The sequence below is a fragment of the Nocardia sp. Root136 genome, assembly GCF_001427185.1.
GTDB lineage: Bacteria > Actinomycetota > Actinomycetes > Mycobacteriales > Mycobacteriaceae > Nocardia > Nocardia salmonicida.
This window is the reverse complement of sequence record NZ_LMFE01000009.1, coordinates 48,587-60,887: the sequence shown is the minus strand read 5'-3', so window position 1 is coordinate 60,887 and position 12,301 is coordinate 48,587. Positions and strand designations below refer to the sequence as shown.

General features: G+C 66.8%; 10 protein-coding genes. 3 read left to right on the top strand and 7 right to left on the bottom strand.

Translation table 11 applies throughout. The annotated features are described in order from the left end of the window. Window positions 1-81 precede the first annotated feature (81 nt). Window positions 82-480 (top strand): hypothetical protein, encoded by a 399-nt coding sequence (locus tag ASD42_RS23590; RefSeq protein WP_084465393.1) that lies wholly within the window; start codon window positions 82-84, stop codon window positions 478-480. Between the two features lie 22 nt (window positions 481-502). Here ASD42_RS23590 and ASD42_RS23585 read toward each other — a convergent pair whose 3' ends face one another. Beyond that, window positions 503-1,294 carry a GTP pyrophosphokinase gene (locus ASD42_RS23585; protein ID WP_235569800.1) on the bottom strand — a complete coding sequence of 264 codons (792 nt, stop codon included), beginning with the start codon at window positions 1,292-1,294 and terminating at the stop codon, window positions 503-505. 252 nt (window positions 1,295-1,546) lie between these two features. Between ASD42_RS23585 and ASD42_RS23580 the strand changes: the two genes are divergently transcribed. Continuing rightward, on the top strand, window positions 1,547-3,607 hold the full coding sequence (locus tag ASD42_RS23580) for an AMP-binding protein (protein ID WP_056820657.1): 2,061 nt from the start codon (window positions 1,547-1,549) through the stop codon (window positions 3,605-3,607). 36 nt (window positions 3,608-3,643) lie between these two features. Here ASD42_RS23580 and ASD42_RS23575 read toward each other — a convergent pair whose 3' ends face one another. The 5 genes from ASD42_RS23575 to ASD42_RS23555 form a co-directional block, all read right to left on the bottom strand. Continuing rightward, on the bottom strand, window positions 3,644-4,516 hold the full coding sequence (locus ASD42_RS23575; protein ID WP_156677556.1) for an alpha/beta hydrolase family esterase: 873 nt from the start codon (window positions 4,514-4,516) through the stop codon (window positions 3,644-3,646). Window positions 4,517-4,628: 112 nt separating this feature from the next. Continuing rightward, entirely contained in the window at window positions 4,629-5,735 is a 1,107-nt protein-coding gene (locus tag ASD42_RS23570; RefSeq protein ID WP_056820655.1) for a PDR/VanB family oxidoreductase, read from the bottom strand. Then, window positions 5,732-6,631, bottom strand: coding sequence for a metal-dependent hydrolase (locus tag ASD42_RS23565; RefSeq protein ID WP_056820654.1), 900 nt, complete (start codon window positions 6,629-6,631; stop codon window positions 5,732-5,734). The genes ASD42_RS23570 and ASD42_RS23565 overlap by 4 nt, the downstream gene beginning before the upstream one ends. Further along, entirely contained in the window at window positions 6,628-8,406 is a 1,779-nt protein-coding gene (locus ASD42_RS23560; protein ID WP_056820653.1) for an N-acyl-D-amino-acid deacylase family protein, read from the bottom strand. The genes ASD42_RS23565 and ASD42_RS23560 overlap by 4 nt, the downstream gene beginning before the upstream one ends. A 21-nt stretch (window positions 8,407-8,427) precedes the next feature. After that, complete coding sequence (locus ASD42_RS23555) at window positions 8,428-9,354, bottom strand: alpha/beta fold hydrolase (protein WP_056820652.1); 927 nt, start codon at window positions 9,352-9,354, stop codon at window positions 8,428-8,430. A 211-nt stretch (window positions 9,355-9,565) separates the two neighbouring features. On the opposite strand from ASD42_RS23555, the gene ASD42_RS23550 reads away from it, so the two are divergent. Beyond that, window positions 9,566-10,273, top strand: coding sequence for a TetR/AcrR family transcriptional regulator (locus ASD42_RS23550; RefSeq protein WP_063816068.1), 708 nt, complete (start codon window positions 9,566-9,568; stop codon window positions 10,271-10,273). A 14-nt stretch (window positions 10,274-10,287) separates the two neighbouring features. On the opposite strand, the gene ASD42_RS23545 is transcribed toward ASD42_RS23550, so the two are convergent. Further along, the gene (locus ASD42_RS23545; RefSeq protein ID WP_056820648.1) at window positions 10,288-12,210 is read right to left on the bottom strand and encodes an acyl-CoA dehydrogenase family protein; all 1,923 of its coding nucleotides are present in this window, start codon (window positions 12,208-12,210) and stop codon (window positions 10,288-10,290) included. Window positions 12,211-12,301: the final 91 nt, after the last annotated feature.

The following is a 12,301-nucleotide window of genomic DNA, read 5'->3' as shown; positions in this document are numbered from 1 at the left end:
CGATGTCAATGTGGCGGTACCGCAGATGCCGGGACCTAAACAGGATCGGGCGGGTGGGCACGGTGGCGATCCTGTGCTCAGATGGAGACAGGATCGCCGACCGAGTCATGGGAGGTACCAGCGTTGCCTGACGACGGCGCGAATCAGGGGACCGAGGACCCGGCTTTTCGGCGAGCCGTGATCTATGGCCTGTCGGTGATCGCGACGGCCGCGGTGGTGTGTGCGATCGCCACCGTCTGGGCGGCGAACAGGAGCGCGTGTGCGGCGGCCGAGACCCGGCTGTGCGACGACGCGGCCAAGACCGCGGTGCTGTTCGGTCCCGGCCTGATCTTGCTTGCCGGGGGTATCGGTGCGTTCGTCCACACCTATCAACGGTGGCGCGCGGACCGGAGCTGGAGGGTGTGGCAGGGCGCGGGCTGGTTCCTGTTCATCCTGATGACGGCCTATCTGGCGATCGGCGCCGGTTCCCTCGCACAATGACACGCGACGACCACGGTGTATGTCAGGCCGGTGGATCGGTGGGGCGGAGGTAGACGGGGTGGCCGCCGGTGAGGCTGTTGTACAGCACGCTGAGGTCGAGTGAGTCCGTGTTCGGCTTCGGCTTCGGGTGCGCGCTGCGGTCGACCTGGCGGTGGAGCGCTTCCATCTTCTCGTCGAGCTGGGTGGCGACCTCGGCGGCCTGGGCGAGGTCGGTACGCAGGTTCGGGGGGACCTCGCCGCGGTACTTGTAGTAGATCTTGTGCTCGAGGCTGGCCCAGAAGTCCATCGCGATCGTGCGGATCTGGATCTCGACCGGAATCCGCTCGGTGCGGTCGGAACGGAATACCGGGATCGACACGATCAGGTGCATGCTCTGGTAGCCGTTCGGCTTGCGGTGGGTGATGTAGTCGCGCTCCTCGAGGACCGTGATGTCTTCCTGACCGGCCAGCATGTCCCTGATCGTGCCGATATCGGAGATGAAGCTGCACACCACCCTGACCCCGGCGATATCGAGCACGTTCTCGCGGATCGCCGCCAGATTCATCGCGTAATTCTTGCGACGGACCTTCTCGAGGACGCTTTCGGGCGACTTGAGCCGCGACCCCACGTGTTCGATGGGGTTGTACTCGTGGGTGTTGTTGAAGTCCTCACGTAAGATGTTGATCTTGGTCGTCACCTCGTCGATCGCGAACTTGTAGCCGAGCATGAAGTCGACGAACTGCTCCCGCAGGGCCCGCAGGTCATCGATACCGACGCCTTCGCCGTTGCCAAGGGTGCTGTCATCGGTGCCGGGATCGCGCTGCCAAGGTTTCATCGACTCCATTGTGCCGTTCGCACGGTGAATGCCTCGTCCGGCGGCTGCCGGGAGATATTGGCATCGCTCACAGTTGCCGGGGGTTGTGTTCGTTCGGTCACCAGAATCCGTAGATATTTCGTTCGCCCACGCGCGGGCAGGCCGATGATGACTTCTGGTGCAGTGCCTCACGACGGGCACCGTCGCGGCACGGGGGCCGAGGCGAGCAGGCACTACCCGGCAGTGTGGCCGGGCCGAGGAAGGCGCGCAGCAATGCCGAGTGATGTCGTCGATGTGTCCGTGGAGTTCTCCGTCTCGCGCCGGGCGCTGTGGGATGTATTACTCGAGCCGCAGAGTTACCCGCGGTTGTGGGCCGGGATCGGGGGTTGTGATCGGGTGTCGAACCCCGACGGGAGCACCGTCTGGGAGGTCAGGATCGGGGACAGGGCGGTCGGCGTGCGGCGCACCGGGCTGGTGCTGACCATCGGGCGCTGGTACGAGAGTTTCGAACTGCACAATCCCGAATCCGGCAGTTTCGCCATGATCCGGCTCACCGGGGACGAGCAGCGCACGAGGGTGAGCGTCACCGTCTTCGCCGCGCCGCGGCTACACCCCACGCTGGCCGGCGTCACGAACTCGGTGATCGTCGGATGGGTCAAGGACGGTCTGCGTCGCGCGGCCGATGTCGTGGGTGGAGCCCGCACCTCGGTGGTGGCCAATGGCAACCGGGCGCCGATCCGGCGAAAATCCGAACTCGTGCGCTGGTGGGTGAACTCGGGTCAGGTGTCGCCGCCGCTGACCTCGGCCAGGCAGTTGCGGTCGCTGTACCGGTGGGGATTCAATCTGGCGGGCGGATACGCCGCGGGCGCCGCGCACAGCCCGGACCAGATCGCGCTGATCGACGACACCAGCACCGCCAGCTTCGCCGAAACCGACAAGCGGACCACCGCGTTGGCGGGCGCGATGTACGAGGTGGGGCTGCGTGCGGGTGACGCGGTGGGCCTGCTGGCCGGAAACCATTGCGGCATGGTCGAATCCATGGTCGCGGCGGGCAAGCTCGGTGTCGACGTCGCACTGCTGAACTCGGGACTCTCGGGGCGGCGGATCGAGGAGATCGTGCAGCGGCACCGGCTTTCGGCGTTGTTCGTCGACACCGATCTGGCTCATCTCGTGCAATACCTGCACGCCGATCTGCCGCGCTTCTTCACCGACGACGCCCCCACCGACCCGACGCGGATCACGATCGAAGACCTCATCGCGACCCGCGACTCGAAGTTTCCCGTCCCGACGGTGCCGGGACGTCAGATCGTGCTCACCTCGGGCACCAGCGGCACCCCGAAGGGAGCGCGGCGCCCGCACCCGAAGGGCTTCGACACTCTGGTCGCGCTGTTGTCGCTGATCCCGATCCACGCGGGCAGCACCATGATGATCCCGGCGCCACTGTTTCACACCTGGGGGTTGTCGGCGCTGCAATTGAGCACCGCGGTGCGGGCCACGGTGGTGCTGACACAGGGCTTCGACGCCGAGGAATGCCTGCGCCGGATCACCGAACACGGAGTGAACACCCTCATCGCGGTGCCCACCATGGTGCAGCGACTGGTCGACCTGCCCGCCGAGGTGCGCGAGCGGTACGACCTGAGCAGCTTGCAGCATGTGATCAGCTGCGGCGCACCACTGGCGGCCGTCACCGTCGACCGGTTCCTCGACGACTACGGCGATGTCCTCTACAACCTCTACGGTTCCACGGAGGTCTCCTGGGCCAGCGTGGCCGGGCCCGACGACCTGCGCGCCGCGCCCACTACCGCAGGACGCCCGCCACTGGGTACCAAGATCGCGATCCTCGATGCCGAGCACAAAGCAGTGCCGATCGGCGTGGTCGGGCGGATCTTCGTCGGCAACCACATGCTCTTCGACGGCTACGTCAGCGACGCACCACCCGAGGAATCCGACGGCATGATGGATACCGGCGATCTCGGTTACCTCGACGCCGAAGGCAGATTGTTCGTGGCGGGGCGCGACGACGAGATGATCATCTCCGGCGGCGAGAACGTCTTCCCTCGACCGGTCGAGGAAGCTTTGGCGTATCTGCCGCAGGTCACCGATGTCGCGGTGGTCGGCGTGCCGGATCGCGAATTCGGCCAGCGACTGGCCGCGTTCCTGGTCAAGAACGAGGGCTCGGGGCTCGACTCGGACATGGTGCGCACCTACGTCCGAAACCGCCTCAGCCGCTTCTCCGTCCCGCGCGATGTCACCTTCCTCAACGCGCTGCCGCGCGGCGAGACCGGCAAGGTGCTCAAGCGGTTGCTGGTGGACCCGGAAGGGCTGGTCGGCTGAGCCGGGGCGCGGCGACCAGCCCTTGCACCGGGGGCGTTACGGGCGCGGGTTGTCCTGGAACAACTGCCACATCCGGTTCATCATCTCGGTGCGCCGCGCGCCCGTCGGCCAGGTATGGCTGCCGCCGTTGTAGACCCGCCACAGCACCTCGGTGCCGGACTCGCAGTCCCAGTGCCTGGAGTCCTTGACGTCGGTGCCGTCGCCGGGCTGCTCGTTCTGGCACGGACGGTTTTCCCAGCTCCAGTACATGACGTGGCCGTAGGCGATGGGCTCGAGGACGATGGGATCGCTCGCCGAGGCGAACACACCCCACGAGACCGAGCGGGCGGGATTGCAGCCGGTGGGCGGGGGCGCGGGTGCGTACACGGCGCCCGAAGCGAACACCTCCGGTGCGGTGCAGGCCGCGCGCGAGGCCATCTGGCCACCGTTGGAGTGGCCGGTGAGGTGGACCCGGCTGCGGTTCACCCCGTACTGCGTGGCGACCGCGTTGACGACGTTCTTGATATGCGTGACGTCGGCCGCATCGGCGTTCCAGCCCCAACCAGGGGAGCCGTCCGTCTGGCACTCCTTCTTGGTACCCCGGGGGTAGACGACGATGAACTTGTGCTGATCGGCGAGGGCGTTCCACCCCCACTCCGCCTCGACGCCTTCGGGTGAGTCGTAACCACCGTGGATGGCGACCACGAGCGGTGCCCCCGCCGGCACGCCTGACGGGACGTGAACGCGGTAGTGCCGACCATCGAACCCGATGTTGCCGGGGTAGTTCGGCGGTGTCGGGCATTCGTCGGCCGGACTTTCGAGAACTGCCCGGTCGGCATGGCCGGGCGCGGCCGCCGGTACCGCGAGTAGTAGGGCTGCGCAGGACGCGCCGAACAGCGCGGACAAGCGCTTCATCAGAGAGGACGCCACGGAAACTCCTTGTGTGCGAACGGTATTGCACGTCGCACACTACGCGGACAGTGGTGTTCTTCGATGCCGATTGCCCCCGTGGGGGATGAGACGGGAAAAACTGTGCTCGGGCTCAGAGGTCGAGAACCAGGCGCTTTCCCGCGCAGCGGGAGACGCAGGCCAGCGTCACTCCGGCGGCGTGTTCCTCGGGGGTCAGCGCGCCGTCGCGGTGGTCGGGGGTGCCGTCGGTGACGCGGACGACGCAGGTGCGACAGAAGCCCTGGCGACACGAGTAGGGCTGGTCGGGGCGCACCGCCAGTAGTGCGTCGAGCATGGTCTGGTCCGCGCCGACGGCGATGACCTCACCCGTGCTCGTCAACTCCACCTCGAACGCGGTGCCATCGACAACCGGTGCGGGAGAAAACCTTTCGGAGTGGAACTCGATGCCGGGCATCGTGCGCACAGCGGCGATCAGGACGGCCGTCATCGGAGTGGGTCCACAGCAGTAGATCGCCGTGTCGTGGTCGACGCCGTCGAGAATATCTGCGGCACCGGGTGTTCCGTGCTCGTCATCGGTGCGCACCACCACGTGTCCGCGGAGTTCGGCGAGCTCGTCGAGGAAGGGCAGGGTGTCGCGGCTTCGCCCGCAATAGACCAGGGTCCAGGCGATGCCTAGCCGGTCGGCGGCCCGCGCCATCGCCAGGATCGGGGTGATGCCGATGCCGCCCGCGACGAAATGCAGGCGTTTCGCCGACGAGCCACGCCCCGGGGGCGCGAACGGGAACGCGTTGCGCGGCCCGCGGATCACCACCGCGGTACCGACCGTCAGCTCGTCGTGGATCTCGATCGACCCGCCGCCACCGTGCGGAATGCGGCGTACCGCGATGCGGTACTCCCCGGTTTCGGCCGGGTCGCCACACAGCGAGTACTGCCGCAGGCGCCCGGAGGGGAGCTCGATGTCGATGTGCGCGCCCGGTGCCCACCGGGGCAGCTGAGCACCATCGGGTGCGCGCAGCCCGAGACTGAGGACGGCCTGGTCCTCGGCCACCAGCGCCCGGTCGGTGACGACCACCGGGAAGCGGGCATCGTCGGCCCTGGTGAGCAGGGGGCGGCGGTTGATCAAGGTCGACCAGCGCACGCGCAGGTTGGCGACCGTGTCGAGCACTCTGGTCGTCGGGTCGTGCTCGTGTTTGCCGTACAGGTCAGGCGGGATCACCGTGGGTGCGGGGTAGACGGTCACCGGTCCGCCGCCCTGGCTGCCGGCGACTTGGCCAGATAGGCGATCGCCTGTTCGGTGGAGCCCACATTCGCCGGGTCGTAGCGGGGGTTGAACGTGGACCCGGCACTGATCAGCAGGGCCGGAATGCCCGGCAGCGCGCCCCGCCGCATCGCTCCCAGAATCTTCCAGATCAGCTGCGGGTAGCCGATATTCGGCAGCTCCGGATCCTGATTGACCAGGTACTTCGTGCCGCGCACGAGCAAGCTGAGCAGGATCGGGATGACGAGCAGCATGATTCCCGCCCGCCGGATGTACCCGGCCCCGAAGTAGATCGCGACATCGTGGGCGACGCTGCGATGCTCGACTTCCTCGGCGCCGTGCCAGCGGAACAGATCGAGCACGCGTGGTTCGGCGCCGTGGGATTCCAAGTCGGCGTTGAGGATCCAGTCACCGAGCCAGGCGAAGAAGTGCTCGAGGCTGGCGATGAACGTCAACCGTTCGACCAGGCGGGTCTGGGCCGCTTGCGGGCTGCCTTCGCGGGCGCCGAGCGAGTTGCGGAAGACGTACTCCATCTGGCGGGTGTAGGGCGCGGTGTCGATGTGGTGGGCGGCGAAAACCTGATCGAGCACCTTGGCGTGGGTTTCGGCGTGCATCGACTCCTGGCCGATGAACCCGAGCATCGCCTCGCGCACCTTCGCATCCCGCACGTAGGGGAGTGCGTCGCGGTAGGTGGCGCAGAACATCCGCTCGCCCTCGGGCAGCAGCAGGTTCAGCGAGTTCACCACGTGCGAGGCGATCGGCTCGGACGGCATCCAGTGCAGTGGTGCCGAGGTCCAGTCGAACTTCACATTGCGTGCCTGCAGGGCGACATCAGGTGTGCGCGGGGTCTTGGCCGCACGCCGGTTCGGGAGTTTCATCGGGTCTCCTGTGCCTGGGGAGCGGAGTCGGCATGTCCTGCGCGCAGGAACCGCCCGGTTCCCCAGTCCGCGCCGATTCCGGGCGCTACTTCGCCCGCGCCGAAGACTCGGCGGCCGTTGACGACGGTCGCGACGACGGCGCGGTCGTTGCGGTTGACCATCCGGTCCAGGCCGAATTCGGGCAGCGGCGCTTCGTGGAGCTGGTGTACCTCCTCGTCGAGTCCGGCCGGGTCGATGACGACCAGGTCGGCGCGAGCGCCTTCGCGCAGGTGACCGGCGTCGATCTGATACCAGTCGGCGAGCTCGCCGGTGAGGCGGTGGACGGCACGTTCCAGGCTCAGGAACGGCTTGCCGGATTCCTGGGCGCGCAGCACTCTTTCGAGCAGACGTAGCGGGAAGTTGTAGAACGACATGTTGCGCAGGTGCGCGCCCGCGTCGCCGAATCCCATCTGCACGCCCGGGCTCGCGGCGAGCTTGTTCAGGTAGTCGGGGCGATCGTTGGCGATCGTCGTGCGCCACCGCAGCGCCGGGCCGTATTCGACAACCATGTCGAGGTAGGCGTCGACCGGGTGCAGGCCACGGTCCTTGCCGACCTGGCCGATCGACTTGCCGACCACCGACTCGTCGGGGCAGGCGATGATCTCGGCGTCGAAGAAGTTGCGGTGCCAGATGCGAGGGGTGAACTTGTTGTCGTACTGCTTGCGGAACCAGCGACGGTACGGCTCACTCTGCAGCAGCTCGTTGCGTTCGACCTGATCCTTGAGGTGCAGGGCCGCGGCGCCGGCGCCGAACTCCTCGAACACCACCAGGTCGATACCGTCGGCGTAGACGGTGAACGGTACGGGCAGATGCTGCCACCGGAAGTTGGTGCGGGCGAAGCGATTCAGCAGCGGCGCGGCGTAGAGCATGAACCACACCAGCGGCGGGTAAGCCTTGGAGTCGGCCGCCGACAGCAGCGAGGTGCGCAGCCGGGGTCGGCCGATGCCGGCGCTGGCGAGGAAGAACTTGGCGATGTTGGGGCTCAGGCTGACCGTCGGGGCGCTCTGCAGCACCCGGTCCCGCTTGCGTAACACCTTGTTGAGCGCGCGCACCTCTTTGCCGCGGGTGTAGGTCGACGGCAGCGACCGCGACCGGTATTCGTCGCCGTCGATCTTGTCGAGCTTGTTCGTCATCGACGACAGCCCGAGGAAGCCGGCGTCGACCGCCGCGTCGAGCAGGGCGGTCATCTGCTCGATCTCGGCGGCGGTGGGTTTGGTATCGCGGGTGACCGCGCGGCCGAGCCCGAGCACATGCGTGCGCAGATCGGAGTGTCCGAGGAACGCGGCGACGTTGGGACCCAACGGCAACGCGTCGAGCGCCTTGGCGTACTCGCCCGGATCCGACCAGGTGCGGTGCTTGTCGAGGGCGCCGTGCACCGCGTCGCGGGGCACGGCCTCGACGCGACTGAACAGATCCGCGCAGTCGGCGTTGGAGGCCAGGACCGTCGACAGCGAGCAGTTGCCGACGACGACAGTGGTGACGCCGTGGCGCAGCGACTCCGATAATTCGGGCTTGATCAGCATTTCGGCGTCGTAGTGGGTGTGGACGTCGACGAAGCCGGGCAGCACCCATTTGCCCGCGGCGTCGATCACCTCGGTGTCGGCGCCGATCGGCAGCGGGTCCACCGAGACGGCCTCGACGATGCCGTCGCGGATGCCGATAGTGCGCTGTGCGGACGCGGCTCCGGTGCCGTCGAACCAGCGACCGTCGGTAATGACGATGTCGAAATCGAGCATTGGCTTTTCTCTCATTCGTCGTTACTTGGGCTGAGCCTGGATGAACGCGTCGGCGTATCCGGCGATCGCGGCGGGGTCGGAGTAGGGCAGCCAGTGCCCGCGCGACAGGTCGTGTCGCACGACCTGATCGGCCCACTTCGCGGTGTCGTCGTAGCCCGCGGGGCGCACGGCGATGTCACGGGTGTTCACGAGCAACTGCACCGGAACGGTGGTGCGTCGTTCCCGTGGCCCGAACATGCGGGCGATGATGTTGGCCTTGTAGAAGCGCAGCCCCGAGATCATGTCCTGTTTCAGGGTCGGAGCCAGCGAGATCTGCTCGGCGGGGGTGCCCTCGATCACGCGAAGGAACAACTTCCAGCTCTTCTCGGTGCCCACGAGCCGGAAGAACAGGCCCGGCAGGATCGGCAGCATGAAGAAGGTGGTGTAGGCCGACGACAGGCACTGGCTGAGCGTGCCCCAGATGCCGCGCGGCGTACCCGACAGCACGCCACGGCGCATCCAGGTGGCCAGGTGGTCGAGGTTTGGGCCCGAGATCGAGGTGAACGACGCCACGTACTGGTCCGCGCCCGGCTCACACACCGCTTCCCAGACCTGGACCGAGCCCCAGTCGTGGGCCACGACGTGCACGGGTTCGGTGGGGCTGACAGCCTCCACCACGGCGAAGAAGTCGGTCGCGAGACGGTTCAGCTCGTAGGCCGATACCTCGGTCGGCGCGCTGGATCGGCCGTACCCGCGAGTGTCGTAGGAGATCACGCGATATTTGCCCGACAGCAGCGGCACGACGCCGTCCCACAGGTGATGGGTATCGGGCCACCCGTGGACCAGGACCACCGGAATGCCGTCTTCGGGACCGAATTCGTAGACAGCGAGCGATATGTCGCCGTTGCGCACCAGATGCGATCTGGATGACGCTGCCCCGGGATTGTCGGTGCCGGTTTCGCGCGTCATACGAGACTCCTTCCGCACGGGGCTTCGTTGCTCCGCGCACAATCGATAGTACCGACGGTACCGATATGCGGTACGCGGGGTATCGGGAATATCTTGAGGATCTCGCGGCCCGCTGTCAACAAGACTGCCGAGACTGCCCGCGACAGGGCGGCGGAGCCGTCGCCGCACGCCGCTATCCTGGCCGTACGCGAAGGGCGGATCAGGGAGAACAGTGACTACATCGTCGAGGCCGGTGCGCCGGTCGCCAGTACGGTTGCTCACCCGCGAACAAGTCATCGCGGGTGCGGTGCGGTGCATCGACCGCGACGGACCCCAGGTGAGCATGGAAACGCTGGCCCGGGAGATGGGCGTGGCCAAACCGCGTCTGTACCGGATGTTCGCCGACAAATCCGAACTCGACGGCGCGGTGTCGGATTGGCTCGTCGCGCAGGTCTACGCCGCCGTCGCGCCGGATCTTTCGCTGATCATGCAGCCGCCACGGGCCACGATCCATCGGTTCCTCACCGCCTACGCCGGGGTCATCGCCGAGCATCCCGACGTGTTCCGTTTTCTCGTGCTCACCCAGAGCGTGTCGAGCGCCGATCCGTCTGCCCGGCCGTTGGACATCGGTCGTCGCCTCTCGCACGATCTCGCCGAGCGCAGCCGCAGTGTGCTGTCCTCGGTCGCGCTCGATACCGACGGTATCGATCATCTGCTGCGCGGCATCGTCGGTTTCGTCATGGCCGTCACCGATCTCTGGCTCGACACCGATCCTGTCCCGCTTCCGGAACCGACGGCATTGTTCGTCGATCGGACGACCAATGCCGTCGTCCAGTTGTTCGACGGCTTTCTCCGGGAGAAGGGCGTGGTCATCAAGCCCGATATGTCGGTGGCGGCGACGCTGGCCACCATCACCGAAACCGCGCCGCCGCTCGACTGACTCCGGTTGCCGGGTCAGGCCTTCATCTCGTACGTTCCGGCCAGCGCGCGCGCTTTGCCGAGCACACGCTCGAAACGAGCCTGGTCGAAGACCGGCCGTCGCACCAGGTCGAGGGCCCGGCGCTGCTGAGTGGGGGTAGCGGTCGGCTTGTTGTGCAGGTTGAGCGCGTTGGCGGAGAAGGCGCGCACGAAGCCGTCGAAGATCTGATCGATCACCGCCGGATCGGTGCCGTCGATGACCGCTTGCTCCAGCACCAGCTGCGCGTAGGGCACGGCGGTGAACAGCTCACCGAACGCGAACAAGAAGTCCACGTCCTGCTGCTGCGAGGCCGTCGGTGAGGCCACCGCCAGCAGTGCCTGCAGCGCCAGTACCTGTTCGAGGAACACCGCCACGTTCGGAATGTCGCCGAAGCTCTCGAAGACCGGGCGCCAGTCGGCGAAGCGGATGCGACCCAGGCCGCTACTGGGGCCCTGCCGGAACAGGAACTCGTCGTCGGCGGTGTCGTGGCGCGACGGCACCGGAGCGTAGGCGGCACTGGCGAATTCGGCCCGCAGCGGCTTCACGACCGCGCCGAGGCGCGGGGTGATCTTGCGACTGGACCAGGTCAGCGCACCGGCGACCGCGCGGGTGGCCCCCTTGGACGCCATCGAGGCGCCCGGCAGTGACTGCATCGCGGCCAGGCCGGCATCGGCGGGGTGGAACATGTAGTTGGCCATGAACTTCAGTGACAGCGCCATGTTGACGTGGACGGTGCCCTCGAGTCGCGGGAGGCCGAACATGGCCGTCATCGCGACCGGGAAGTACATGTCGTTCTCGAACCCGCGCGCGGCGATCACATCGGCGAGGTCTTCGATGACGCGCTGGCCCTGCCGGGTCACCGACATCTTCTCGATGGCGTTGAACAGCAGGTAGCGACGATCGTCCGGCGATGCCGAACGCATGTAGTCCACCGCGCGTGCGCTGTAGAGCTTCATCGCGGCGATGCGCGCGTAGGAATCGGTGATCAGCGCGCGAACCTGCGGGAACTCGGTGACCCTGTGCCCGAACAGGATCCGGTTCTCGGCGTGGTCGATCGCCTCGTAGAAGGAATGCTCACACGCGCCGACCGCGCCGAAGCCGAGGTTGAACTTGCCGACGTTGACCGTGTTCATCGCCGCGTGGAACGCGTCCTCGCCGCGGTGGAGGATGTCCTCCTCGGCGACGGGGTAGTTCTCGAGATCGAAAGCCGCGACATAGATCTGGCTGTTGACGACATTCTTGCGCAGCTTGTACGCGTCGTGCTGGGAGTCGGCGACAAAGAAGAGATACCCCTCGTAATCCTCCTGAGTCGGCTTGCCCCGCAACGCCGCGGCGCTGTCGATGATCGGCTTGTCCGACCGACGGCCGAAGACCGAGACCATCGAGGCCAGGTTGCCGTTGCCGATGTAGTACTTGCCGCCGGTCGCGGTGTAGCCACCGTCGGGCTGCGGGTCGACGATCATGTCGGTGGAGTACACGTCGGCGCCGTGTTCCTTCTCCGACAGCCCGAACGCGAAGATCTCGCCGGATTCGAGCTGGGCCGCCGCCTTCTTCTTGGCCGCGCTGTTGCTGCTCTGCCAGATCGGGCCGAGGCCGAGGATGGTGACCTGCCAGACGTACCAGTAGGTCATGCCGTAGAAGCCGAAGATCTGGCTCAGCATGGCGTTGCGCGCGGTGTCCCAGCGCTTGTTCGGGTCACCGCCCGCCTCGGCCGCCGGGGTGAGGAAGGTGGCGAACAGGCGCTCCTTCTTCGCGAAATCGAGGAACTCCGCAGGCCAGACACGGGACCGATCGTCATCGAGCAGTTGAGTCTTGCCGCGAGTCTCGAACCAGTCGACCATCGCGCGCAACAGCCTGCGCGTGTCCGGATCGAACTGCGCGAAGTCGGCGGTGTTCGGGTTGAAGAAATCCTGGGGCATCGTCGCTCCTCCTGCGGGGCGTCCTGCACGGTCGGACGCTTCATTCGCCACTGTAGCATTTTCGTACAATAGTGTAGGAATGCCGGGTGGG